This is a genomic window from Ralstonia sp. 25C, assembly GCF_051904805.1.
GTDB lineage: Bacteria > Pseudomonadota > Gammaproteobacteria > Burkholderiales > Burkholderiaceae > Ralstonia.
In genome coordinates this window covers 1967219-1991684 of record NZ_CP196738.1, presented here as the reverse complement: position 1 = coordinate 1991684, position 24466 = coordinate 1967219, and the positions used below count along the sequence as shown (strand labels likewise).

Below are 24466 nucleotides of genomic sequence, written 5' to 3'. Positions count from 1 at the left end.
AGATCAGCCCGCGTTCTCGGCAGGCGGATCGCCCAACCCGAGCAACTCTTCAATCTGCGACAGCGTCGCATCATCCTTGACCACCGTGCGCAGCCACGCGTGCAGCGGCATGTCGCCCCACTTGGCGGCCCGTGCGGCAAGGTAGGCAACCGGGCTGTGCGGCTCGGTCTGGCGGAAGAACTCGGCCACGTCGCGCAACTGGTTCAGCGCCTGCGCACGCGAGCGGATCGGGCCAGCCACCACCACCGTTTCGACCGCGCCCTCCGCGGTGGATTGCGCGGCCAGCTGCTGCGCCCCCTTGGTTTCCACTGCGGTGGGCTTGGGTTCCGGCTTGCCGCCGAAACGTTCCACCAGCGCGCGGACTGCCTGCAACGACTCACGTGCGGCGCGGAAGCTGGGTGCGTGATCGCCTGCACGGCCATCGAGCACGGATTGCAAGCGCAACAGCGCAGCACCACAGCCCACCACATCGTCGTGCAGCGTCTTGTAGAACGCTGGCGCCGTTGCGCGGCGCGCGGCTTCAAACTGCTCCTGCGAGACCTTGCCGCGCGCGAGTTCGTCCGCCTGCTCCGGATTACGGCGGATGGCCTCGACCAAGCTGGTCGCCACTTCCCAATCGACCGTGTTGTAGCCACCCTTGGCCGGGTTGACGAGCGGCACCTCGCGGATCAGTTGGCTAGAACGCGTGGCAAGCCATGCCATGCTGCCCATGCGGGCTTCCGGGTCGTCGGCTTCGGGCAGCGGATACAGGTGCTCCCAGAACTGCTCGCACAGGCCCGCGATCAGCTCGTAACCCTCACGCAGGCCGGCAAAGCCACGGTCCTTCGACAGTGCTTCCGTCAGCCACGCGGCGAGGCGCAGATCCTTCGTGCGCTTCTGCAGCAGCGACGTGCTCTCGGTGATGACGGCACGCCAGTCCGCCTCCTTGATCTCGGTGACCCAGTCGCCCTGGTCGAGCGATGGGTCATCGAAGCGGCGCGCCTCTTGAATGGTGTCGAATTCTGCGGAGAAGAGCATGTCTTCGCCGCAGGGTTGGGCGCCGGGCAGCGGCGCGAGGAGTTGTTCGAACGAAAGAGAAGCCATGGTCTGAAGCAAGAAGCCGGAGAGTGATACGAACGTCAGGGTTTGGCGACGCGGCAATCCGCCAGCGCCAGCGTGAGGCCCACGAACTGGCGGTTCAGGCAGTCCAGCGTGATGTCTTTGCTGGGCTTGTACGCGGCCAGCTTGTGGTCGGCAAACAGTGCCTTGAGCGCCTCACGCTGATCGTCCTGAAACGGTGCGCCCACCTTCAGATCTTCGGTCATGGCCAGCGTGTTCAGGCTGTCGTCGGACAGCGGGTACACCTGGCCCTTGAAGACGATGCGACGGCCGTCGTATTTCTTGGAGGCAGTCGGGGCGTCCTTGAAGTACTCGGTCAGCACCTGGCGGTACGACACCTGCAGCGGCGCGTCATCCTGCGCAAAGGCAGGCGCACCAAGCAGCGCGGCCAGAGCCGTCGCGGCAGTGAGGCGGAACAGTGCGTTCATATCAGCGGGCGTGAAATGGGGATGTCCGCGCGCAAAGGGCGGACGGTGGAGATGCTACGCAGGCTTGGGGCGCTTGGGGGGATTGTTTCTAAATCTTCATGTGGTGGCGGGCCAGTGGGTGGCCCGTTTCACTGCGCTTTACCACCATCGGACCAGCCGCAGATGAACTGCTGGGGAATGTACTTACGCGCATCGGCCTCGCTCATGCGGCGGGCAATGTCCACGATGTTCATGTAGCTCTGGCCGTCGCTGTCGCTCGACTCCACCACCAGGCGTTTACCGTCTGGGCTGAACCGGGCGCTTTTCGGGAACCCTGGCATGAGGTACATGCCGATTTCCACGCCGGTGGCCGCATCAGTTACCCGGACGACGGGCTGATGGCCGAGCGACGCAACCAGCTCCCTGCCCGCGCTGTCGTGCCACACGGCGCTCGGGTCGGTGACTTGTCCCATGTATTCGGCATCGCAGAGGGTCCATGCGGCCACAACTTCGGGCTGCGTATTTGACGCGCCAGGGCGTATCAGCTGCAGTTGGTCCGCAGACGGACGCGTTACCAACAGGCCATCGACAGGCCCCTGGCGCGGCAAGGTGGTCCCCACATCCTCGGGAATGACTTTTGGTGTGGGTGGTGGCGGGAATTCGGCATCCAGGCGAGCGAGGGCCGCAGCGTCATCCCACTTGACCGCCTGCCCGGCAGACTCCTGCTCGCTTACCGGGGGCGGCAGCGTGGCCCGCAACGCTTCTGCCGCTTTCGCACGCACTCGCGCTGCAGCAGCGTCGATCTGCTCGGCTTCAAGCTTGGCGCGCCGTTCTTCTGCCGCTTGCTGCTCAATGGCATCTTGTTCAGCGGCCTCCAGATCCCACGATACCCGCCATTCGCGCAATGCTGGCCACGAGGCCAATGACAGACACGCATAAAGAGCCGCCACCGCCGCGACTACAGTCAACACGATACGGCGATGCGGCACCCAGCCGATGCGGGCCACGTCAGTCGCAGCGCCCACCGCGAGTCCGAAGATGGCACCCGACAGCAACCCGCCCAGATGCGCCGCCTGATCGACCCCTTTGATCGCGAACCCCATCACGATGTTGATGGCCACTGTCTGCACCAACACCTTGCCGGTCCCGGACAGTTCGATCCCTTCCTTGGCCTGAAGCGGCGGCGTGTCATCGTGCAGCCACGACATGACGATCAGCGCACCGCACAGCGCCATGATGGCGCCTGATGCCCCTACGCTCACGGTCATGCTGGCGTTGGCCTGAGACTCAAGCTGCCACCCCAGCCAGCAAGCGCTGGCGTAACTCGCCCATAGGCCACCCAGCAGATAGATCGCCAGCGTGCCAGCCTGGCCGAACCAGCGTTCTGCCAGCTTGCCCACGAGGAGCAGCATGTACATGTTGAGCAGCAGGTGAACGATCCCCGCGTGCAAGAACACGTTCGTCAAAAGGCGCCAAGCGTCGCCCGTGAGTGAAAGCGCGGCCAAGTTGCCGCCCAAACGGTACAGCGCGGTGGGCGAGAACGAAATGAAGCCCTCGCTAAACACAGTCGACAGCAAAAAGACGATCGCCGTGATGCCGATCAGAATCAGCGTGATAGACAGCGCTGGCGCAGCGTCCGCCGTAGCGTTTGGCGTCTCGTCGGGCACGTGCTGGGTGTTGGGCTGCAATGTATCGACTGCCGTGGCCGCATCTGACGACCGGCCCTCCTCAAAAGAATCCGACATAGGTTGACTTAGCGGTGAAGCTTGATAGAAACGGGGATTGCCAGCAGGGCTTTTTCCGTCAGGGAAATCGGGACACTCGTAGCGATATCTCTCGCTTTCGAGCGTGATTGCCTTGCTATCGATGGGTGGGCAGAGCGATAACGGGCGAACGGTGGGGATGCTACGCAGCCTTGGCGCTGACGGTGTTTCTAAATCTTCATCTAGCGTTTCACCCGACGTCGATCCAGCCCGGTATCCCAGCGAAAAATCAATGGCTTCTCTGGCCTAGGGCAACTTGGCCGGCCAGTTCAGCGGTTGCTCTGGCCCGATGCCTTTTTCGCGCCGGGTCTGGCCAACATCGCTTGCGAAGATTCTCGGCACCGGCACCGGGTGCCCTTCTTCAATACATCAGCCCAACGAGTCCGGCATGCTGCTGCGCAATCCTGTTTGGTTCAAGACATCATCTGGCCATTTCGGTTTAGGCGCCAAGCGTTGCGCAATGTACTCGCAAATGCCTATCGGCACGAAATACCAAACCAGCGCCAGCATAACGACACTTGCAAAGGCCACCGAGACGTGTAACTCGCAGCGCCCCATGCGCGCGCGAGCGCGGCGCCCACCCTCCGTCGGGTCAAGGAACGGAAAGAACGCGAAGAGGCAGCGCCAGAAATTGGCATCGCGTGGGAATGGCTTAACCTTTGGAAGGTGTTCAGGCCCTTCATTCATGTAGCAACGGATGTATGCCCACATCTGATGAAGTTCGGCTGTTCCGCCCAAGACCTGCTTCAATATGATCCGGTCCTCTACCTTGGTCGTACCCCGCTCGCATTGCGCCAGAATCAATCCGTATGGGGCTGGCTTGTACGGGAGCGTTCCGATTTCAGCCTCAACACGCGACCACTCAAACTCCTTGATCACCGCTTCCCATCGCGCAAATGGATTGGTTTTCATTAGATATTCCAGCGCGAAAATTTTTTGGCTTTTTCTGTCAAGCAAGACCGGCAAGTCCAGTGTGGTTCTGACCGATTTTTTTATCCCGTAGATAAGAATAACAACTAGGACAAACTGCATCACTATCAGAAATACCCAACCCAGAAATTCCGACGAAAAAATGCTATCGCCAATCACCCTTCTGTCAGTCAACATTTCAAAAAGAAATGGGAGCATGTAAACGTACCCAATGGATGTGCCAACGCTGAACAAAAAAATAAGGCCACGCTCGATGGAGGCGGCTCGTGACAATTCCAACACATTCGCATCGACGTAGCGAACATCAAGGCCCGGGTCAGGTTGGTCGTTCTTGTCCCCCGTCTTCAGTGCAGTGGTTGGAGAAGGCAGGTCTTCATGCCAATTGCGGTTCTGGGGGTGTAGTTTGGATTTCTTGTCTGCCATCTAAATGACCTGCCGTCAGCGTAATGCAGCCTATTACGCAAAACAGTCGCTGTTTGAGTTAAATAAAAAACGGAAATAAAAAGTGCCGTAATCGGCTGGGGCATCGGGCTTGCGTTGCGCCTTGGAGGATTTGGCCAGGTCGACGTTGCCGTGTCGGCTTTGGGGGAGGTTTTGAACACTATCCTTAATTCGATCCGAGCCTTCTAACTACCACGGGAAAGCGACAAGGCTTCCGTAGGTTCGACGCAAGGCAGCCTTCACTTCGGGAGAGGACTGGTAAATCTTGATGAACGTCTGGAGACGCGAATCGTGGGCGACATCGGCACGCGCGACGAACCGAATCGCATAGCGTTTCACGATTTCCGGGTCGGTATTGTCGAAAGCCAAGGCATCCTTTTCGGCTATGCCCGCCCGTTTGGCAATATTGGGATAGGTCACCGAGGCCGTGGCCTTATCGAACACGCTCACAGACTGCTCGTCTTTGACCGGAATCACTTTGATTTGCTTGGGGTTCTCAACCACATCGGAGAGGGTTGCCATATCGCCCACCCCCGAGCGCAGCTTGATCAAGCCCATGGCCTGCAACAGCAAGAGCGCTCGGCCCATGTTCAACCGGGCCGCTCGGCACAGCGATCGTAGTGCTTGGGGGTATTGCATCGCCACGCTTGAGCTTCTTGGAATACACGCCCATGGGTATCGAATAGCTGTATCCAACGGACACAAGCCGAACTTTGTCAGCCTGAGGCTTTCCCGGCTCTACGAGGGGCTTGGCATGCTCTTCGATGTACTGGCCTCCACTACCTTTATTGAAAAAACGCAGTTCAGGCTCGCTCTGGAAGAAATTGGCGTCAATCGTGAAGAAAGCCGCATGCATATTGAGATGCCACAACTCCGGGTCGTTGAACTCTGCCACCTGCACAGCCAGCCCCTGTTTTTTAGCCTCGGCTGCGGCAACCATAGTTGCCTCGTTGGCCTCGCCGGGAGGGACGCCAAGGGTCAGGGTCAGCCCTTCAACGCCCGAAGGGAGGCGAAGTTGCGTTTCGCTGGCGTGCACTCCGACGCTCAGGCTGGACATCATCAGCGTTAGTAGTACCGCCAACAGCCCGCAGGCAAAGCGGCCTGTCGTCCGCGCCCAGAGGCAAAAAATACCGAGATCGTCAGATGGCCTCTCTTGCGCGTCAGGCATCCTGTTTCGCTCCCGATTGCGGGGTCGGCAGCCGATAGAGCTCCACCTGCTTTCGCCCAGAGTTCTGCGGATCGTTCTGCAAGACCAGCAGGCCTTGGCGCCGCGTATCCCATCCAATCACTTTGATCGTGTAGTCATCTTCGCCGGGTGAGCGCGGCAGAACAAATGGCACCCAGGAATGGCCCTTGTCTCGGCTATAGAAATAGGCTTTGGCCGATGAGTAGCCACAGTTGCGCGTATGGGAGAAATAAGGCGGCATGTAGCAAGCAACGATGTTCCATGCAGTATGGCCACGAGCCTGGACCACCCATACGTCGCTGCCGAGCCAAACCTTGTCACTGTCGACCCAAGGGGTGGCGCCCCGAATGTCTGGGATGGTGCTTGTTGTCCAATTCCCGGTGGCCGGGTCAAGGTAACGCAAGCGGCCTTCTGGCATCGCGAACAACGCTTCTTTGGAATCCGACTGCACAACACGGTAGTTATGCTCGTCCGTAAGGCCAGCATCTGGCGTTGCCGCGACATTGCGCACGGCAACTTGCGAGCTAGATAAATCCAGTTCAAAACGGCGGGCCTGAGTGGGGGTTCGGCTTCTCTCCTGCCCCTCATCATCCACAGTGATCAGCGACATCGTCGACCAGCCGACTGCCTTGTCGCCTGGCGCAGGCAGCAGAGCCCACCTCGTGTCGGGTACTTGGTGCTCGCGTTTCGGGATGTCAGGCCATACGGTCTTGCTCAAATCGATGTTCTGCCAGGAGCGGCCGCCATCAAACGTTGTCCACACCTCACGCTCGCTCCCTCCGAAACGATAATCAACGCCATAGGCGCGGGTTTCTGATACATAGCCGTGAAAATCGGTGCTGGATGGCACCGTGGTCTTCGGATCGAATTTCCAAGTGCGTCCGCCATCGTTACTGACAAACGCGGTGTCGAAACGTGGGCCGTCGTTCGCCACGCGTTCGGGCGATTCACCAGAGCCAAACGCGATCCACTTGCCGCCGGGTGACGTCACAAAGTGGAGAGGCAGGTCGTCTTCGATACTGGCTACGATGTCAACTCTGCCGTCGTCTGTCATGCGGCCAATGAATTGCCGCTTTTGTCCGCGGCCCAAGCGGTCCATCAGGACCTGTGCGGCTAGATCTTGATGGCCTGCCGCCGCCATGCCGACTGCAGATTCCGCCGCCATCCGGTTGCGCAACTTCCGTAGCCGCTCTGCCCTGGCCGGCACTTGCGTGTCCAGGATTGCGCCAGGAAGCGGTGTTGTGTCGTCCTCCTTTCTCGAGTCCACCAACGTGCCGGTCAGAAGCTGAACGCCATTGGCGTCGACCCACTTTACGTCCGTGATGTCAAACGGAAGCTTTGCATCCGTCTTGAAGACAATCTCTGGTGGGGCAAGCGGTTGGCCCAGCGGCCGCTTTTGACGCTGGTCAATCACCGTAACGGTCACGAGCATGCCAACAAACGCGATGGCTGCTACAGAAAGTGCGATTTTGATTTTGGGTTTCATTTTTGGGGACGCTGACGCCTTCGAGTCATCAACGTTGAAGGCGGGGTTGCCTGTCGGATTAGCTCAATTGCGGAATAGACGTTGAGAGCCGTGAGCGCGAAGACGATATGGAAACCGACGAAGGTCGTAAGGTGGCGATGCTACGCAGCCTTGGCGCGGGTGGTGTTTCTAAATCTTCATCTGGCGTCTCGCCCCACGCCGACCAAGCCTGGTATCCCAGCGAAAAATCAATGGCTTCTCTGGCCTAGGGCAACTTGGCCGGCCAGTTCAGCGGTTGCTCCGGTCCGATGCCTCTTTCGCGCCGGGTCTGGCCAACGTCGCTTTTCCACGCTGCAGGAAAGACGGGCCAGTAGCACAGGCATTCCGCCAGCCAATTGAGTACGTGGTCTGGGTTGCGGCCTTTGTGTAGCCACTCTTTCGGCATCGCGGGAGCTTGCACGGCGCCCATGCCCTCTTGCATGAACGTCTGTATGTAATGCCAAAGACGCTCGCCACTGTTGCGCGGTCCAACCCAGATCAAGTCCTCTCCGCGTCGTTGCGGATCCGCTGGGTCCAGCGGTGGCCAGTACAGCAGCAGGCAGCCGTTGTTGCTTGCATTACGCCGTTGTTGGCGCGCTTCGTCAGACAGGTCGTAAGGCGGTACGTTAAAGCTGGCAATCAGATCCAGCAGTGCAGAGATCGCAAGGGTGCCATCCACCTCCTTGCCAGTCTGTCGTGACAAAGCTATCTCTCTTTGGACTTCCCGGGCCGTTTCGTTGGCAGAGGCCGCGTAGTCTTGGCTTTGCGTCGACTTGATCGGCGGCGCCCAATGCACATGCGCTTGGACACGCGACCAGTCAAGCACCGCATTGCCTCCCCATCGCCCGGGCCGCAACACATAGACCTTGCCTGTGGTCCGGTTGAAGCGGTAACGCGCGCAACGCGCTGTAAATACCTGGCCTTGAGATTCTCGCCACAACATGAGGGCCATGGGAACGCCTAGGATGCCAGCGGCCAACAGCCCCAAAAGCATCCCGAGCTCCCCAAATGAGCTTGGTGGAAACGGTATCCGCGGATCGCCAACGAACACGATGTCCCACAACAACCACAGCATCGCCACGCTCACCAGCAGACATAGCGGCACGAGTGCAACCAGCATCAAGGCTACCCAACGCGGCAGTTCATCGTTGCGCAGATTGCTCAGTTCCAGGAAGTGCGCATTGAAGTCGAGGACTGTGGGCTCAGGAGGCCACAGGGAGGCTGGCTCGGATGAGGTGGCATCAAGCGCGTGCCCCATGGGGGCATCGCGCAAATCGGCATAGTCCTCCAGTGCCTTAACCATGCCGTGCTTACGCCGATAGCGATGAAAGGCGGCTTCAAAAGTGAACATCGCTGAATCCTGACTTTTCGTGTGTGCTTTGATTCCCGACCCTGGGCGAAGGCGCGAATGCGGACGCGTCGTGCCGCTTTCCGGCTAAGCGCATCGGCTATCCGCCATCAAACCCACCGCCCGCAGAGGGAATCGCGCCGCCTGCCTTTGAGGGCCTTGCAGACGCAGCGCGCAACCTCCTTAAGTTGCTCTCCACCTTCTGCAACTCGGCAAGTGTCGGCGTAGCAGTCAGGCGCTCAGTTTGACGAGACGATCGATAGCATTCCCGGAATCGACTCCAAAGGGCGCCGTCAGGCCACGTCTCCTTGCTCTTTGTTCAAGGTTCTGGCGGCTGCCGGTCCCTGTTTGAATACCGTACCTCCACGATCGACATGCCCATCCAACTGCGCCTAACCTCCAGCACGTAGCGATAGCCATAAACGACGGAAACGGCATTTTCGGGAGAGGATGGACCGTTCCTTCCTGTCGAAAGGAGCTCTCCGGCATCCGGACCGTTCAGCAACTCGAATCTGATATGGCTCGTGCCCCGGGTGGGGCGGGACCCCGATCCGGGCGACCACCTTTTGCCCTCACATCTCGCCATGCCGATACGGATTGAGCTCAGTAAGAAACAGCGCAAAAAAAATGGTGACGATGGCGGTCAGGAATGTGCCGACAATTCCGCCTGCATGCCCCTGCTCTGGGGTTTCAGCTGGGGTTTCGGAAGGCGTTTTGGTGGGGGGGCTAGTCGATGCTTCTGACATCAGTCGTCTTGGTCGTGCGGCAATTGGTCAGCGCCAGCGTCAGGCCAACGAACCGGCGGTTCAGGCTGTCGACGGTGATGCCGTTGTTCGGCTTGTCGGCGGTCAGAATGGAGGCGGCAGCAAGCGGGACATCTGTCTCCTGGCGGTGCGCGGAAGAAAATGACAACCTGCGCGCAGAGGCATTCGGGTCAGACGGTGCTGATGCTACTCAGAACGGATGGCTTGAGGGGAATTGTGTCCAAAACTTCATTCAGGTTTGGAGCGACCTCAGTGTCATCTGCGCCGAAGACGATCCGCCTTCGAGAGCCATCAATAGCGGAAATAGAAGGTGCCGTACTCGCCAGGGTCGTCGGGCTTGCGTTCCGCCTTGGAGGATTTGACCAGATCGACATTGCCTGCATTGGGAATGCCTAGCGTACGGCAGACTTTTTCTGTCAAACGTACGAAGGGCATCCATTTGCTCGCCAGGCTGATGGTCATGAGGCCGAAGAAGGCATAAAGAGCTGTGCTCGTGACTAGAAGGGGCTCGGAGAAAAAAGCGCCAAGCAAGTGCCACGGGAATACGAGAAGCGCCAACACTGCGGACGCAATCGAGAACCACATCACCCCGAGAACCCACCACTTCGCTGCGTTCTTAATATGTCGAGCTTTGCCCCGCGAGCAATGCGGATACAGCGCGATGATTCGGTCAGCGGGCCTGGCAATGCCCGCCGTCTCATAGTGGTCGTCACGCCATTCCGCGGCCACTTCCACCGCATCGCCTTCTTTGAACGGGCTGCGCCAGACCCAGCCTTTGATCGGTTTCCCGTCGAGGTCAAACTCAACGTAGTCGGCATCCTCTTCAGCACTTGCGGAGTAGGCCGCCGTTGAGATGGCCGGGCCGCTCAGCCCGGCGATACCCGCCGCGATGGCGATGACGCCCAGCTTTGTTCGATCTGCATCCGTAAACATGAAGCTGGCTTCAGCACGGGTCACTTTGTAGTTTTCGATCGTGCCAGTCAGCTTCACTAGCCCAGCGGGTGGTTGCTCGACACTCATTGCATGCTTATCTCGGCCCATTCAGCAAACAGTCTTCATCCGCCCGACATCAGTATCGGAAATAGAAGGTGCCGTACTCACCAGGGTCGTCGGGCTTGCGTTGAGCCTTGGAGGATTTGACCAGATCGATATTGCCTGCATTGGGAATACCCAGCGTATGACAGACTTTTTCTGTCAAACGTACGAAGGGCATCCACTTGCGAGCTAGGCTGAGGGTCATAAGCCCGAAGAAACCATAGAACACCGCGATCATTGCCAAGAGACCATTGGGGAAAACATCCGCCAGCAAGTCGCGCGGGGACTCAACGAATGCCAGCATTATCCCCAGCACCGGCCCGCCTACTCCGACCAGGAACAACGCCACTCCGATGCCCCACCACTTGACCGCATTCTTGATGTGCCGCACTTTCCCTCGCGAGCAGTGAGGATACAGCGCGATGATTCGGTCGATCGGCCTGGCAATGCCGGCCGTTTCGTAGTGACCATCGCGCCATTCAGCAGCTACCTCCACATCATCACCGTCGTTGAAAGGGCTGCGCCAGACCCAACCCTTGATCGGTTTCCCGTCAAGATCAAACTCGACATAGTCCGCATCTTCCTCTGCGCTGGCGGCGTTGACCGCTGTTGCGATAGCTGGACCGCTCAGCCCAGCGATACCCGCCGCGATGGCAGTCACGCCAAGCTTGGTACGGTCTGTATCCGTGAATACGAAGCTAGCCGCCACACGGGTAACTCGGTAGTTCTCAATCGTGCCAGTGAGCTTCTCAAGCCCTTCAGTTCGTTGCTCGATGCTCACTTATCGGAGCCCCATTTTCACCAAAGCAATCGACAATTTTTCGCCTTGTTCCTTGGCTGTCTTTTAGCCGACAGCCCTCCGCCCATTCTGCCCCCTGTCAAGGCCTTGTTGCTCTGGCGCGTTCTTCATGCGGATCAAGGTAGTGGTAGATCCATGGCCCATCGCTGAGGTAAGGCCATTTTATGCCGCGGGCCTTGCTGTAACGCTTGTGGTCGCGCGGCAGATCGACGCGTGAAGGATTGGGGTAGCCCAGGGCGGCAAAGATACGTTCGGCTTGCTGAGCAACGGGGCGCCATTGGAAGTAGAAGCGAAGGCCATAGTAAATCGCTGCTACAACCCCGAATGTGGAAAACATCGGCAACACAACGTGAAATGTTCCGGCATCGATTTTGGGGCCAAACGAAAACAGGCTTGATGCCAAATAGCTGGCACAAAAGAATATGGGCAAACCGACTACCAGTCGCAAAAAAACTCCATACGCAAAGCGCCTGTGCGCTCGCATACCCCGTGAGCAATGCAAGCTCATCCATAGTGTGTGGTCCCTCGGCCTGATGGCCGCCAAGGCCCGATCTGCTGCACGTGGCTGACGCGCCACCACAAACGAAACTTCATCCCCATCCTTGAACGTCACCTTGCTGAAGCCACCTGCGACGGTGCGCTCGCCCAACTGGCAAGTAAAGAACTGCACCGCGTCACCTGTGGATGTGGCAGCCAAGCCCGCGCCCGCAGCGACTCCAGCCAGCCCCGCCGTCGCGAGGCCAGCAGCCACAGCCGCACCAGAGCCCTGCTGTGCTGCGCTCAAGAAAGCTTGTTCGCCATCGTGAATTGTCAGGCCGCTGACCATGCCCGAGATCAGTTCCAGTCCATCGCTCATTCCGCCCCCGTCAAGGCTTTGTTGAAGGCTGCAAGCTGCGACTCGGCAGTCTTGTAGCTGTCTTGCAGTTGCGCCCGCTTCAAGCCGAAGGCGCAGCGGTCGCACCACTTCTGCAAGGCATCATCCTCGAAGTACCAGATGATAAAGGTGACGGCCAGAACGAAGACCGACACTTCCAGGCTGGCGAAGACCAGGGCCGCGCGCGCCAGCAGCAGCCGGGTAGCGGCGGTGGTCAGTGCCTTGGCAATCAGCCGCTCGCCGAACCTCTTGCCGAAGGTTTCAATGAGGGGGGAGCAATAGGAAAGCGCCGTGAGAGAAGAAAGAACTGCGCTCGTAGCCTGAAATGTTCCTCGAATGCCGAACAGGATCATCATTCTGTAGTCCGCGCTGCTCTCACTCGCTCCGGTTTCGTGAAAATCCAGCATCGCCCCATACCCCGAAGCCGTAGCACTCAGCGCCCCGCCCGCAAGTTTGAGCATCTGGTAGCCCACGGCCCGGTCTCCGGCCCCGGCCAACGCCTTGACCCAGTTGCTCGTCACGTCGAGGGCCGCTGCCACCGTGGCCAGTTTGGCCGCAGCCAAGGTGGCCTGGGCCTTCTCGCTCTTGGGGCTCTTGGCCGCCTGCTCACGGGCCTTGTACAGGTTGAATGCCTCGAACACTGCCACAATCAGCGCCATGCGCGCATCGCGTGCAGCGTTAAAGCTGCCCCCTCGGCTGGCATCAGGTACTTCCACGTTTGTGCGAAGCGCCTTCCACTTGGCCGCGCGCGCTTCGTAATCGGCCTGCGCCGCCTGGCTCAGGTAGTAGTCTTGGTTCATCAGACGGCGCACCAGCATCTGCCGATCGGCCGCGTAGTGCATCGCGTCCTGTACCGCTACGGCTTTGGCCGCCTCGGCCGACACGCCGCTGCGCGCCAGCAGCAGGGTACGCAAGGCCAATTCGTTGACGGTATCCACGGCCCCCGTCAGCGGCTTGAGCCAGCTACCGCCCACAGAAAGAAATATCTTATCCAGCCCGCGCATGCGCTGCACCGGCCGGATGCCCGATTTCGGGTCGATCGCCTTCATCTGCGTGTTGAACGCCGTGAGCGATTTTTTGCCCAGGTCGGCGAACTTGTTCCATTTGATGTGCCCGGCTACGCCCGCCCAGGTCTGTCCGCTCAACGGCTTCGGGCCGCCATAGATCACGTTCAGCGCCTCGTCGATGTCAGCCAGGCCTTCCTGCTGGTTCAGCGCGATGGCCCGCCACAGCAAGTTGGTGTCGATGCTGGCCTTGGCCTCTTTGATCCAGACGTCGATCTTCTTTTTCCCCGCCGCACTGGAGCCCATACCGAAAATGGCTTCGCCAACGCAGTCCTCGAACAGCACGCCATCCACTTCGCTGGTGCGATGAAAGTCTTCCAGGGTGTCGATGAACAGCTGCGCCTCCAGCCAACTAATCAAGGCTTCCGTGCGCTGGTCAATGACCTTGTTGGCCTGGGTCAGCAGCCCGTCCCAGTTTTTCTTGAAGCGCTCCAATGCGTCGCCGTCGATGTGCTCTTTGTACTTCGGCCAGGCTTGGGCAGCGGCGCGGGCTTGTTCTTGTTGATCGCCACGCTTGGAGGCGCGTTTGATGTCGTCTTCCCGTGCCAGGGCCGCTTGCAACTCGGCAGGGTCTTTCGCGTAGCGCTGCACCAAGGGGGCACGGCGCGCCTGCAGTTCCTCCAGGCTGATATCACCGTTGCGGTAGCTCTGGCTGAGCGCGTAGTACTGCTGCGAGAACGCTTGGGCCGAGGCTTCATCGCGCGTAGCCTTCACAATGGGTGCGCGCAACCGCATCATCTCGTTGGTGGGCGAAGACTGCGAGACTGCATTGAAATCGCGCACCCGGTCCGCCGCCCCTTGCTCCATGGCCCTCTTGGTGCCATCGATGGCATTGAACGCGCTGATCTGGAGCTCACGCTCATCGCGGTACTTTGTGAGCCATCCGGCTGCGTCGTTTCTGAAGCCGTTGAGTTCGTGCGTGATGCCCACGGCATCCCACAGGGCCAACACATGAGGCTTGCTCGGCTTGTCTTCTCCTTTGCCGCGATTCTCCATGTGCTTGACCGTACTTTCAGCCATGCCTGTCCGTAGATACCATGGATAGCGGGTACTCATTTGCTCAAATTGGCCATCCCTTATGCAGGTCCCATCCTCGTTGCTCAAGGTGCTGACAGGGGGATTAAATGGCAGAGGCTCCAGCGAACGCGCTTGCGCATACTCGAGTACGGATTCAAGCGCCGCCTTGGCGGCAATCTGGCCATGGCTGTGCTTCGCCCCAGCAGCCATCGCTGGCGGTTGAATGGTTTGCATGCGCTTGTTGCGCAACTTGCTGTTCGTCTCGTATGCCGCGATGGTCTCGTCGCTCCACTTGTGCTCGCTATAGGCGATCCAGGTGGCTCCGCATTTCTCGGGATGTTCGATCACGAGATAGTGAACCTGCGTATTGTTGGCGCCGTGGCGTGAGCATTGCAGTACTGGCGTGCTTTGTGGTTGAGCAGATTGGGGGGTGAGTTGGCGCGTCAGGCTGCCGTCGTCGCCAATCGCATAGCACTCCCACTGCTTGGAGCCGCGGGCATTTTTGTCATAGAAGAGATACAGGTAGCCGGTGCGCAACGTACGCAGGACATAGTGAAAGTCTTCACCGAGTGACACATTTTTTACGCGATCACCGCCGGCCCAGTCAGGCAGTCCCGGCTTGATGCTCTTAGGCATGACGGCATACCGCACCGGTAGGATAGGCAAACCGGTGGCTTTGCATTGGTCGCAGAATTGGCTTGGGGACACGCTAGGCGGCATGAAACTCTCTCGATTGTCTTGACGAACCTGACCTTTCCTCGAAGGCCCTTTAGCCAGCGGCCATGATGGCGCACTCGTTGGCAATGCGCTGCCAGTCACGCTCTTCCAGGTCGTCGATCAAGCTGGTGAAATAGTCGTTCTGGTTACGCTGTGCAAGCCTCGCCTGCACCACCGCATGGGAGTCGAATTCAGGATGAATTTCCAATGCAAATCGCGCGTAGACAGCAACATCACGGTAGTCGGTAAAGCCTGCGGCACGTGCCCTTCGCGCAGCGGCGAGCGCGCCTGTACAGAGGGAATCGAATCGGGCCCCTACTGTCTGTGCTTGCCCCCATTCGCGGATCGCAAGGTTCAGCGACGCAATGCAGTTGACGTCTTGCCACTGCTCGTGGCTTAAGGTCAGCGGAACTTGGGGCGCCTGAGCTTGAATCGGCTCAGCTCGTAGCGCCACGAGCCTGCCGGCCGGATCGAGCAGCCAAAAGGCATCAATGGGGCCCAGCAACGCGGTGCGCTGCTGAGGAGAAAGGAATGACCAGAGCCACCACAGCACAGCGGGGTCTTGCAGCCGCAGCCAGACGGCCCCGCGTCCCATGGGTGGGCGTTGAATCATGGTCGCTGCCAAGTGACGCGCCACGCTGCGAATAGGCGCAGAGCTAGTCAACCAACCAGTAATGCGACGGCCCTCACCCCTGCGTAAGCTCTGCGAAGGTAGCTCTTCGAGTGCACTCAATACACTCTGCTCAAGCAAACAGCTGTCTTTAAACTTTGCAACGCTCAAAGGCAACAGCATCGGATAGTGCGCGGGGTCGATATCCGGGTGCCTAAGCTTGACGCTGACATTCGAGCGCTGCGAGTCGTGTTCCCACAGAGCATCTTCCTCTGTGATCGGCCGCAGCACAGTGTCGATTAGCAGTATGCAATCTGCTTGCGGTCGCGTGATCATATGCGCATGCAAAGCATGACTAAGCTGTGCGGCCTGCGCAGTTAGAAGATCGGTCATGATGCGGTCAACCTAGTGGCACAAGTGCGCCCTGCTCCCGTGCAGCGCTTTCTACGGATGGTGCACATCCCTTCAAGTTGCCGCTCGCCAGCTTGTTATCCACCGCAGCCCCACCCGGCCCGACCATCGTATGGTTCGCCCCCTTAAACGTCACCATCCCCGGCGCATGCAGCTCAATCGTGCCGTTCGTCACCTTGATCTGCGCGCCGGCCGCATTGACGATTACATGCTGTTTCGCCTCAGCGGTGACGTTGCCCTGCGTGGATGCCACGGTCACGGCTTTCTCGGCCACCAGGTGGCTCTCGCCCTTGAGGCTGGACAGGCCGACCTTGCCGGTGGCCGCATGCATGGCGATACCTGGGGGGGCGTCGCTGGTTTGCCCGACGGCCTTGCCGTGTGCGTACAGGCTCAGCCCGTTGGCCACGGCGACGGAGAGGTTGCCACCCGCCGCAACGTTCGTATCCTGCTTCGCGGTCAAGGTGACTTGCGTGCCTGCCACCAGCACGGCATCGGCTGGCGTTGTCGCCAGCACACCTTTGGGTGCGGACACCTGCAGATGCGGTTCGCTGTAGGCAACCGCCTCGGCGCCCTCGCCTGCGCTTTCCGTGTGGCGCAGCACCTCGGTGGTGTGGCGCAATTGCTTGAGCGCGGGCAGCTCCTTCGCAGCGGGTTCGTCGGGCAAGCCGGCTTTCTGCTTCTTTGCCGCATCGGCCAGTGATTCGGCAAGGTCGCTCATCGCTTCGATCTGGCTGGCGGCGGCTTCGCTGTCTTGCAGCGAGGCGCTGGTGCCGGCGCTGTGCGCGGTGAGCAGCAGGCCGGCGCCGGCGCGCACGCTGCCGCTGTCGTCGGTGGCGAGTGCGGCGCCGTGGCCGAGGTCGGCCTGGCGCGCGCTGTCGATCTGTTCCTTGTGATGGCCGAGCACGAGGCCGGTGGCGGCCTGTGTGGTGCTGAGCTGCGTGCGGCCCTGGCCTTCGGTGTCATCAAAGACGAGCTGGTTGTAGCCCGACGAGCCCGTTTGGCTGCCGGCCAGTGCCTGCGTCTTGATGCCGGACAGCACCGCGTTGTGGGCGTATGCGCCTTGGCTCTTGGCGTCACCGGCAAACCAGGCGGGAGCGTTGCCGGTGGCGCCAGCAGCGCCTGCCTGGTTCTGGTTGTACTGCGCATCGGTCTGGCCGCGGCCGTTGTAGGCGGCGCCCACCACGACGGGCCGGTCGATGTCGCCTTGCAGGAATTCCACCAGCACTTCCTGACCGACGCGCGGCAGTGCCACGCCGCCCCAGTTTGGGCCGGCCACGGGGGCGGTCACGCGCACCCATGCGCCCAGGCCGGCGCGGGCGCGGGCGTTGTCGTCACCCGCCGGATGCGATTGGCGGCTGGCCGAGCGTGCCCCACGCTGCCAATGGAATTGCACCTTGATGCGGTGGTCGCGGTCGGTATGCACGGGCCCTTCCGCACCGACGACCAATGCCGTCTGGCTGCCGTTGACGGTCGGGCGCGGGTGCAGCGCGCGGCCCTGGGCATCGCTCTGCTGCGGGCGCACGGGCACGTTGTCGCGCACCACGGTGAAGTGGTTGCGGTAGAACGGCGCATCGTCACCGTCGGCTTGGTTGCTGCCGGCGGCCAGTACGTCGCTGCCGCCAAGCGAACCGAGCGTGCCGAGCGCTTCCGTCAGCACCTGGCCAAAGCGGTCGTTGAAGTTGTTGCGCGCCTGGTGCGTGACGGCCAGCACGGCAAAACGCTGTTCGCCGTCGTCGTGGTCGAAGTGGTCTTGCAGTTGGAAGCGCGTGCCGGTAGCCAATGTGCGCACGCTGCCTTCGCCGTCGAACTGCTTGTCGCGCAGCTCCAGCGCTTCCATCATCAGCCGGGCCACGCGCTGCGCCTGGTTGTTGTCTTCAAACCAGTACTGGCCGGGGTAGTCGGTGTCTTGCAGCGTGAGCTGCGGGCCGTCGTTGCCTTGCTGTTGCGCGCCGCTCTGGGCACCCACTTGCGCCTTGCGCTTGGCGTTGGCGCGGTAGTCCCAACTGGCGATCGATACGGCGTTGGTCTGCCAGCGGCGGGCGCCTTGCCAGCGGTCGATCACGTCTTCGGTGGCGGTGGCATCGGCGCGGCCAAAGCGGATGCTCGCCTGTGCATTGTCGACAAACACGTCGTTGGCATCGGCGATGACCATGCGATGCACGCCCAGCGCTTCGCCGTCCTTGGCTTCGTGCTCGAAGAAGTAGAACAGCCCTTCTTCTGCCAGCAGGCGCGTGACGAAATCGAAATCGCTTTCTTCGTATTGCGTGATGACGCTGCGGCGCGTGTAGACCGAACTGTCGCGCAAGGCCCAGCGCCATGCGGGCACGAGGCGACCTTGCCCCTGGTAGTCGCCAAACAGGCTGTCGATCACCTCAATGACCGACATGTCCTGAAACAGGAAGCTGTCTTGCCGATGGCGTAGGAAGGCCAGCCACGGCTCGATGACGAGCCGGTAGCGCACCAGCCCGCCGTTGGCGCCAATCTGCTCAAACCGCGTGACGTGCCCGTGGAACGGGCGCAGCGTGCTGCGGCTCTGCTGCGTCAGCAAATCCAGCCGCACGGGTTGCCCGAGCAGCTTGGCCGCGTCGATGTCGGCGTTGTCGGACAGCGCCGTGAGTTCCAGGCGGAAGCCGCCCGCGTCGATGTGCTCGGCGGCATCGAGTTGCTCGGGCAGCAGCGCGTTGGGCCCCAGCGGGGTTTCCAGCCGCAGCAGGCGGTCAGCCTGGGTGAAGGCCGCGCGCAGCAGGTTGGCCAGTTCGGTCAAAGAGACCATGGTGTGCTCGCTTATTGAATGCGGTACTTGAAGTCGCCGTCTTTGCCCACGCTCACCTTGATCTTCTCAATGCTGCCGCCTTCGGCCATGCGTGTGAGCACCGATTCGGCAATCTGCGGCAACAGCGTGCCGTTGAGGATGTGGTCGACCGCGCGGGCGCCGGCGTCGACTTCGGTGCAGCGTGCGAGCACCGATTCAATGAGCGCGTTGTCCCACTGGAACGTCGCCTTGTGGTTGACGGCCACGCGGTCGCGGATGCGGCCCAGCTTGAGCGTGATGATCTCGGCCAGCACATCGTCGGAAATCGGGTAGTACGGCACCACCTTCATGCGGCCCAGGAATGCCGGCTTGAACGCCTTGTAGAGCGTGGGGCGCAGCAATTCCGCCAGCGCATCGGCATCTGGCAATTCTTCTGCGGCCTTGTTCAGACACGCCTGCATGATGTTCGACGAGCCCACGTTCGACGTGAGGATGATGATGGTGTTGCGGAAGTCGATCGGGCGGCCTTCGGCGTCGTCCATCTCGCCCTTGTCGAACACCTGGAAGAACATCTCCAGCACGTCGGGGTGGGCCTTCTCCACTTCGTCCAGCAGCACCACGCTGTACGGGTTGCGGCGCACGGCTTCGGTCAGCACGCCGCCCTCGCCGTAGCCGACATAGCCCGGCGGCGAGCCCTTCAGGCCCGACACGCTATGCGCTTCTTGGTACTCGCTCATGTTGATGGTGATGAGCTTGCGTTCGCCACCGTAGAGGATGTCGGCCAGCGCCAGCGCGGTTTCCGTCTTGCCCACGCCCGAGGGGCCGGCAAACATGAACACGCCGCGCGGCTTGTTCGGGTCTTCCAGATTGGCGGTGGCGGTGCGCACGCGCTGCGCGATCGCATCCAGCGCATGGTCCTGGCCGATCACACGGGCGGTGAGCAGCGGCTTGAGGTTCAGCACCGTGCGCAGTTCGTCCTTGACCATGCGGCCCAGGGGAATGCCCGTCCATGCGGACACGATTTCCGACACCACATGGCCATCCACCTGCAGCGGCACCATGGGCGATTCGCCTTGCAGGGCGCGCAGCTCGGCGATCAGCTTGGCCAGTTCGTCCTGCTCATCCGCCGCGCCTGCGCCGCGCTTGCGCTTGGAGATGGACACGACATCGCTGTTGGCGGCCACGGGCAGCGCGTTGTCTTCGCTGGCTTGCGTGTCGCCGCTTTCGCGGGCTTCGCGCAGCGCCTGAATGCGAGTGACAAGCTCACGCTCCTTGGCCAGGCGTTCCGTGTTTTGCGCGACGCGCTGTTCGAGTTCGGTGCGTTGCTCGTTCAGCGCTTTCAGGCGCGCATCGTGCTCGGCGCCGGCGCTTTGTTCGCGCTCCAGCGCGTCGATCTCGCCTTGCAGGCGTTCCAGCGTTTTCTGATCGTCTTCAATGGCGCCGGGTGTGGCGCTCTGGCCGAGGGCCACCTTGGCGCACGCCGTGTCCAGCACGCTGACGGCCTTGTCCGGCAGTTGGCGGCCGCTGATATAGCGATGCGACAGTCGCACCGCCTCGGTAATCGCCTCGTCCAGCACGCGCACGCCAAAGTGGCGCTCCATCAGCCCGGCCATGCCGCGCAGCATGGAGGCTGCCAGCGGCTCGCTCGGCTCTTCCACCTTCACGACCTGGAAGCGGCGGGCCAGCGCGGCGTCTTTCTCAAAGTACTTCTTGTATTCGCTCCACGTGGTGGCGGCAATCGTGCGCAGCTCACCGCGTGCGAGCGCAGGCTTGAGCAGGTTGGCCGCATCGTTCTGGCCTGCCTGGCCGCCCGCACCGATGATGGTGTGCGCCTCATCGATGAACAGGATGATCGGCTTGGGGCTCTTCTTCACCTCGTCGATCACGTTCTTCAGGCGGTTTTCGAATTCGCCCTTCACGCTGGCGCCGGCTTGCAGAAGGCCCATGTCCAGCGTGCGCAGCGTCACGCCTTGCAGCGGCGGCGGCACGTCGTTGGCGGCCACGCGCAGCGCCAAGCCTTCGACCACGGCGGTCTTGCCCACGCCAGCCTCGCCGGTCAGGATCGGGTTGTTCTGGCGACGGCGCATCAGGATGTCGATCACCTGGCGGATCTCGGCATCGCGGCCGATGACCGGGTCAATGCGGCCATCACGGGCGGATTGCGTCAGGTCGACGGTGAACTGATCCAGCGCTGGTGTCGCCGTCAGTGCGGCAGCGGGCTTGCCACCTTCGCTTTGAGATGCCTCAGCGCTGTCGTCGGCAATATCCACGGCCTGCTCTTGCTCGTCCGAACCCGAAGTCAGGCGATCGAAATCGTGCTTGAGACGATCGGCGTCAATCTGCGCGAAGAGGCGCGAACCGCGTTGCGCCAAGGCAGACAGGCTCGGCTCGGTCAGCAATGCCAGCAGCAGATGCCCGGAGCGGATGCGCGTGATTTGCGAATCGAGCGAAGCGATCAACCAGCCGTGCTCGAACAGCTTCGGCAGATACGGCGAGAACGCCGGCGTGCGCGTGTTGCCGGTCTGGAAGCGGCCGATCTCGGCTTCCAGGTCACGCTGCAGCGCGGCCAGGTCGATGCCGCTGGCGCGGGCGGCCACCGCAAAGTCGCTGCGGCGGTTTTCCAGCAGCGCCAGGAACAGGTGTTCGAGATCCACCTCGTAATTGCCGCGCGCCATGCAGATGGAAGCCGCGCGCTCGGCGGCTTGCCGGCTGGTTGCGTTCAGCTTGGCGATCAGGGTTTTGAGTGGGATGGCCATGGCAGCTGCGCTCCGAAGATTCGATGAAAAAGTCGAGAAACGTCGATGAAGATGTGGGTGTTCAATGCAGCGGTGCGAGCGTGTATTCCGCGTCGCTGCGGTCTTGCTGCGCGGGGCGGGAACAGAGGAAGGTGTCCCAGCCCAGGCGCCCATCGTTGCTGTTGTCCAGCGTGCTGCCGGTCACGTCTTGCTGGCGCAGGATCAGCTTGATCTCGAACTCCAGCGTGGTGCCGCACAGGATGGTCAGCATCTTGCGCAGCGCAAGCGAGCCTGCCGCGCCGGGCAGAAAGTTGCGGTATTGCTCGCGCTTGAGCGGCCCCATCCACAGGCGCACGCGCAAGTCGCGTTGCCACACGCGGGCACCCGCCAGCGCGGTGGCGCCGAGCACGTTGCTGGTGCCGCCCAGCCGCGTGTATTGCGATGCCGGCACGCGATACCACCCGCCTACAAACTGCTCCACGCGCACCGGCGCTTGAAAGTAGTCCGACAGCACGCGCTGCAGATACGCCGCAGACACCGGGCGGTGCCGGATCGCCGTGGCATAGCCGGCCAGCGCTTCATCAAGGATGGGGCCGGGCGTGGTGGACAGATCCGCGCGCAGCGATTTGTCTGCGGCACCCGCCAGCGACAGCAGCAGCGGCAGGTAATGCTTGTTGCTGTCGACTTCGTACTGAAACGGCAGGCGGTACTTCTTCCACGCCAGGTAGAACAGCGCCGTAGCGCGGTTCGAGAAGATGTCGAAGAACGCCCGCGCGGCGCGGTCGCGCCAGACGGATTCGCGCTCGGCGACGATCTCGGTATAGCGCAGCGGCAAGGCACCCTGCCCACCCAGCATGCCGAAGAACGTAGGCGTGATGGCCAGTGTGTCGAGCGCGCCCTCCTCCAGCGCAGCGATAAACGCGGCGTCGGTTTCGAGCATCTCGGCGGTGACGCCGTTTGCCTCGATGCCCTGCAGCTCGCTGGGCGGAAACGACAGCGACAGCGTGTTGCGAAAACTCACGCGCGTGGCCAGCGCCTGCTCGGGCGCCATGCTGCCTTCGCGCGCAAAGAGCTGTTCCAGCAGCCGAACGGCCTGGAAGAACTGGTACCGGTACGGCTGCTTGAGCAGCCGCCGGATCACACCAGGATCGATTCGCCGCTGCGAGGTGCGCATTTGACCAATTCCTTGCCACTGCGGCGTGACACCGCAATCAACTGCACAAAGCTGTTCATGTGGACGTACAGGCCGAAGAAGTGGTCCAGCACGCGGATGAACCGGTGCAGGCCGGTGCCGACAAAGGCGTCTTCATCCAACGTGAGGCGCACTTCCAGGCCGCGCACGAAGGTGGCGAACGGCTTGCCCGCCAGCCACTGCGTTGCCGGCTGGTAGTCCAACCCGACAATGCCTTCGATCTGCCGTGCGGAGATCGCGTTGCGCGGCAAGTCGTGCAAGCGCAGCATCTCTTTCAAGGTCGGCAAGCCGTTCTGCACCAGCGACAAATGGTTCAGCGCCAGCAGCGAGATCAACCGCCACTGCGCCGCGCGCCCGCCGCCAAACCGCATGGAAGGCGTCGGCTTGCGCAAGAAGATGATGTTGCGGGCAATGGAGCTGCCTTCCATCGACAGATCGCCATCCGGCTGGCCAAACGCCAGGGTGGATGGCAAATCGCGGTTCGTGCAGGTGACGGTCAGGCTCAGCGTGTCGGTCTGCGGGCTCGCGGGGTCGAACTGCGTATCGACGATGGAGATTTCCGTCTCGAACCCCGGGCTGCGCTGCGCGATCAGCTCGTTGCGGCGGGCCAGCCAGTAGTGGCCGGCACGGCCGGGCTCCTCGCCGTGATGCAGCGAGTAGAACGGGCGGAACTCCGTCACCTTTTCGTGCGCGGCGGTTTCGCGCACCAGTTGCACGTTGTCGATGGAGTAGATGTCAAAGCCGTGCGCGCGCCGGCTGTCGGCCACCACCGGGTAGGCGCTGGCCGTGTGTTCAATGCGGATCGGATCCGCCTTCTGCTGGAACAGGTTGACTACCGGCGTGCAGTGCAGACGCAGGTGCTCGGCTTGCAGGTTTTCCAGCAGGCGTGCAGCGTGCGAATCGCTGCGCAGTTCCTTGAGCACCAAGTGCAGCGTCAGCCGGCGCACCGGCACACCCGGCGTCATGCCACGGCGCACGGCGGCGAGGTCGATGTCGAAGAAGTTGAACTTCTCGGCAAAGCTGAAGTGTTCGGTCAGCAACCGATAGGCCGGATGCGAACGCGCGGGACAATCGATGAGCGCTTCGTTCTCGGCAAAGCCGACTTCGTGCAGCGGCACACCCGACAGGCGCTTCCATACGCCGCTGCGCTCGGCCTCCATGTAGGCCGCTGCGGTGTGCAGGAACAGCGCATCGCCCAGGGCCGCCACGAACGACGGTTCGCCGTCCATGTAGACGCGCAGCTTGTCCAGCGCGAGCGATTCAAAACCGCCGCGCTCGCCCAGGTATTCCAGCGTGATGGCGATGGCGCCCGTCGCCCCCTTGGGCAATTGCACGGCAGTGGGGGCCGAGACAGCGCGCTCGAAGGTCGCGCCGACCACGCGCACCGGCGCGAAGGTGACGTCGTATGCGGTGCGGAAGCGGCATTCCACCTTGCGCACCACGCGTGTGGTGAGGAAGGTGCCGCGCGCAATGGTGACGGGGGCGCTCAACTGCGCGGCCACGCCACGCACATCGAAATGCGCCACTGAGCACGATGGAAACGGCCGCAGGTAGTGCGGGTACAGCACCTCCAGCAGCGCTTCGGTAAATTCGGGGTAGTCGTCGTCGAGCTTCTTGTTGACGCGTGCCGTCAGGAAGGCAAACGACTCGATCATCCGCTCGACGTGCGGATCGTCGCAACCGTCGCCCGACATCGCGAGGCGGCCGGCCACCTTCGGATACCGCTCGGCAAAGTCGCGCGAGTACCGGCGCAGGAAGGCCAGTTCTCGTTCGTAATAAGGCAGCAGCTCTTCCATGCTTCGTGGCGATCCGGTGATTG

At 61.5% G+C, this 24466-nt stretch carries 20 protein-coding genes; 1 reads left to right on the top strand and 19 read right to left on the bottom strand.

Annotated features, from left to right (window positions below; genetic code table 11):
• Positions 1-3: 3 nt before the first annotated feature.
• The 7 genes from tssA to ACS7SF_RS27415 all read right to left on the bottom strand — a co-directional run bounded on the left by tssA (position 4) and on the right by ACS7SF_RS27415 (position 7311).
• The gene (tssA, locus tag ACS7SF_RS27445; protein ID WP_439893609.1) at positions 4-1083 is read right to left on the bottom strand and encodes a type VI secretion system protein TssA; all 1080 of its coding nucleotides are present in this window, start codon (positions 1081-1083) and stop codon (positions 4-6) included.
• 35 nt (positions 1084-1118) lie between these two features.
• Complete coding sequence (locus ACS7SF_RS27440) at positions 1119-1526, bottom strand: hypothetical protein (protein ID WP_439893608.1); 408 nt, start codon at positions 1524-1526, stop codon at positions 1119-1121.
• Positions 1527-1654: 128 nt separating this feature from the next.
• The gene (locus ACS7SF_RS27435; RefSeq protein WP_439893607.1) at positions 1655-3250 is read right to left on the bottom strand and encodes a rhomboid family intramembrane serine protease; all 1596 of its coding nucleotides are present in this window, start codon (positions 3248-3250) and stop codon (positions 1655-1657) included.
• A gap of 387 nt (positions 3251-3637) precedes the next feature.
• On the bottom strand, positions 3638-4621 hold the full coding sequence (locus ACS7SF_RS27430) for a DUF6708 domain-containing protein (protein WP_439893606.1): 984 nt from the start codon (positions 4619-4621) through the stop codon (positions 3638-3640).
• A gap of 207 nt (positions 4622-4828) precedes the next feature.
• A complete protein-coding gene (locus ACS7SF_RS27425) occupies positions 4829-5197 on the bottom strand; it encodes a MetQ/NlpA family ABC transporter substrate-binding protein (RefSeq protein WP_439893605.1) in 369 nt (122 codons plus the stop codon).
• Positions 5136-5807: a MetQ/NlpA family ABC transporter substrate-binding protein gene (locus tag ACS7SF_RS27420; protein ID WP_439893604.1), complete on the bottom strand. Its 672-nt coding sequence runs from the start codon at positions 5805-5807 to the stop codon at positions 5136-5138. The genes ACS7SF_RS27425 and ACS7SF_RS27420 overlap by 62 nt, the downstream gene beginning before the upstream one ends.
• Positions 5800-7311, bottom strand: coding sequence for a hypothetical protein (locus tag ACS7SF_RS27415; protein ID WP_439893603.1), 1512 nt, complete (start codon positions 7309-7311; stop codon positions 5800-5802). The genes ACS7SF_RS27420 and ACS7SF_RS27415 overlap by 8 nt, the downstream gene beginning before the upstream one ends.
• A gap of 107 nt (positions 7312-7418) precedes the next feature.
• Between ACS7SF_RS27415 and ACS7SF_RS27410 the strand changes: the two genes are divergently transcribed.
• Positions 7419-7559: a hypothetical protein gene (locus tag ACS7SF_RS27410; RefSeq protein ID WP_439893602.1), complete on the top strand. Its 141-nt coding sequence runs from the start codon at positions 7419-7421 to the stop codon at positions 7557-7559.
• Here ACS7SF_RS27410 and ACS7SF_RS27405 read toward each other — a convergent pair.
• The 12 genes from ACS7SF_RS27405 to tssF all read right to left on the bottom strand — a co-directional run bounded on the left by ACS7SF_RS27405 (position 7556) and on the right by tssF (position 24443).
• Positions 7556-8680, bottom strand: coding sequence for a hypothetical protein (locus ACS7SF_RS27405; protein WP_439893601.1), 1125 nt, complete (start codon positions 8678-8680; stop codon positions 7556-7558). The genes ACS7SF_RS27410 and ACS7SF_RS27405 overlap by 4 nt on opposite strands.
• Positions 8681-9249: 569 nt before the next feature.
• The gene (locus ACS7SF_RS27400; RefSeq protein WP_439893600.1) at positions 9250-9423 is read right to left on the bottom strand and encodes a hypothetical protein; all 174 of its coding nucleotides are present in this window, start codon (positions 9421-9423) and stop codon (positions 9250-9252) included.
• Positions 9404-9589, bottom strand: a complete 186-nt coding sequence (locus ACS7SF_RS27395) for a hypothetical protein (protein ID WP_439893599.1) — start codon at positions 9587-9589, stop codon at positions 9404-9406. The genes ACS7SF_RS27400 and ACS7SF_RS27395 overlap by 20 nt, the downstream gene beginning before the upstream one ends.
• A 143-nt stretch (positions 9590-9732) precedes the next feature.
• Positions 9733-10461, bottom strand: a complete 729-nt coding sequence (locus tag ACS7SF_RS27390) for a putative type VI secretion system effector (protein ID WP_439893598.1) — start codon at positions 10459-10461, stop codon at positions 9733-9735.
• A 49-nt stretch (positions 10462-10510) separates the two neighbouring features.
• Entirely contained in the window at positions 10511-11257 is a 747-nt protein-coding gene (locus tag ACS7SF_RS27385; RefSeq protein WP_439893597.1) for a putative type VI secretion system effector, read from the bottom strand.
• Positions 11258-11354: 97 nt separating this feature from the next.
• On the bottom strand, positions 11355-12131 hold the full coding sequence (locus tag ACS7SF_RS27380; protein WP_439893596.1) for a putative type VI secretion system effector: 777 nt from the start codon (positions 12129-12131) through the stop codon (positions 11355-11357).
• Complete coding sequence (locus tag ACS7SF_RS27375; RefSeq protein ID WP_439893595.1) at positions 12128-14950, bottom strand: T6SS effector BTH_I2691 family protein; 2823 nt, start codon at positions 14948-14950, stop codon at positions 12128-12130. The genes ACS7SF_RS27380 and ACS7SF_RS27375 overlap by 4 nt, the downstream gene beginning before the upstream one ends.
• Positions 14951-14999: 49 nt before the next feature.
• A complete protein-coding gene (locus tag ACS7SF_RS27370) occupies positions 15000-15950 on the bottom strand; it encodes a DUF4123 domain-containing protein (RefSeq protein WP_439893594.1) in 951 nt (316 codons plus the stop codon).
• A 7-nt stretch (positions 15951-15957) separates the two neighbouring features.
• A complete protein-coding gene (locus ACS7SF_RS27365; protein ID WP_439893593.1) occupies positions 15958-18741 on the bottom strand; it encodes a type VI secretion system Vgr family protein in 2784 nt (927 codons plus the stop codon).
• 11 nt (positions 18742-18752) lie between these two features.
• Entirely contained in the window at positions 18753-21476 is a 2724-nt protein-coding gene (gene tssH / locus ACS7SF_RS27360; RefSeq protein WP_439893592.1) for a type VI secretion system ATPase TssH, read from the bottom strand.
• Positions 21477-21537: 61 nt separating this feature from the next.
• The gene (tssG, locus tag ACS7SF_RS27355) at positions 21538-22629 is read right to left on the bottom strand and encodes a type VI secretion system baseplate subunit TssG (protein ID WP_439893591.1); all 1092 of its coding nucleotides are present in this window, start codon (positions 22627-22629) and stop codon (positions 21538-21540) included.
• The gene (gene tssF, locus ACS7SF_RS27350; RefSeq protein WP_439893590.1) at positions 22593-24443 is read right to left on the bottom strand and encodes a type VI secretion system baseplate subunit TssF; all 1851 of its coding nucleotides are present in this window, start codon (positions 24441-24443) and stop codon (positions 22593-22595) included. The genes tssG and tssF overlap by 37 nt, the downstream gene beginning before the upstream one ends.
• Between the last annotated feature and the right edge of the window lie 23 nt (positions 24444-24466).

Excerpts from the sequence above, each read along its gene's own strand:
- tssA (WP_439893609.1), bottom strand. The coding sequence starts at position 1,083 with ATGGCTTCTCTTTCGTTCGAACAACTCCTCGCGCCGCTGCCCGGCGCC.
- ACS7SF_RS27440 (WP_439893608.1), bottom strand. The coding sequence starts at position 1,526 with ATGAACGCACTGTTCCGCCTCACTGCCGCGACGGCTCTGGCCGCGCTG.
- ACS7SF_RS27435 (WP_439893607.1), bottom strand. The coding sequence starts at position 3,250 with ATGTCGGATTCTTTTGAGGAGGGCCGGTCGTCAGATGCGGCCACGGCA.
- ACS7SF_RS27430 (WP_439893606.1), bottom strand. The coding sequence starts at position 4,621 with ATGGCAGACAAGAAATCCAAACTACACCCCCAGAACCGCAATTGGCAT.
- ACS7SF_RS27425 (WP_439893605.1), bottom strand. The coding sequence starts at position 5,197 with ATGGGCTTGATCAAGCTGCGCTCGGGGGTGGGCGATATGGCAACCCTC.
- ACS7SF_RS27420 (WP_439893604.1), bottom strand. The coding sequence starts at position 5,807 with ATGCCTGACGCGCAAGAGAGGCCATCTGACGATCTCGGTATTTTTTGC.
- ACS7SF_RS27415 (WP_439893603.1), bottom strand. The coding sequence starts at position 7,311 with ATGAAACCCAAAATCAAAATCGCACTTTCTGTAGCAGCCATCGCGTTT.
- ACS7SF_RS27410 (WP_439893602.1), top strand. The coding sequence starts at position 7,419 with ATGGAAACCGACGAAGGTCGTAAGGTGGCGATGCTACGCAGCCTTGGC.
- ACS7SF_RS27405 (WP_439893601.1), bottom strand. The coding sequence starts at position 8,680 with ATGTTCACTTTTGAAGCCGCCTTTCATCGCTATCGGCGTAAGCACGGC.
- ACS7SF_RS27400 (WP_439893600.1), bottom strand. The coding sequence starts at position 9,423 with ATGTCAGAAGCATCGACTAGCCCCCCCACCAAAACGCCTTCCGAAACC.
- ACS7SF_RS27390 (WP_439893598.1), bottom strand. The coding sequence starts at position 10,461 with ATGAGTGTCGAGCAACCACCCGCTGGGCTAGTGAAGCTGACTGGCACG.
- ACS7SF_RS27380 (WP_439893596.1), bottom strand. The coding sequence starts at position 12,131 with ATGAGCGATGGACTGGAACTGATCTCGGGCATGGTCAGCGGCCTGACA.
- ACS7SF_RS27375 (WP_439893595.1), bottom strand. The coding sequence starts at position 14,950 with ATGCCGCCTAGCGTGTCCCCAAGCCAATTCTGCGACCAATGCAAAGCC.
- ACS7SF_RS27370 (WP_439893594.1), bottom strand. The coding sequence starts at position 15,950 with ATGACCGATCTTCTAACTGCGCAGGCCGCACAGCTTAGTCATGCTTTG.
- ACS7SF_RS27365 (WP_439893593.1), bottom strand. The coding sequence starts at position 18,741 with ATGGTCTCTTTGACCGAACTGGCCAACCTGCTGCGCGCGGCCTTCACC.
- tssH (WP_439893592.1), bottom strand. The coding sequence starts at position 21,476 with ATGGCCATCCCACTCAAAACCCTGATCGCCAAGCTGAACGCAACCAGC.
- tssG (WP_439893591.1), bottom strand. The coding sequence starts at position 22,629 with ATGCGCACCTCGCAGCGGCGAATCGATCCTGGTGTGATCCGGCGGCTG.
- tssF (WP_439893590.1), bottom strand. The coding sequence starts at position 24,443 with ATGGAAGAGCTGCTGCCTTATTACGAACGAGAACTGGCCTTCCTGCGC.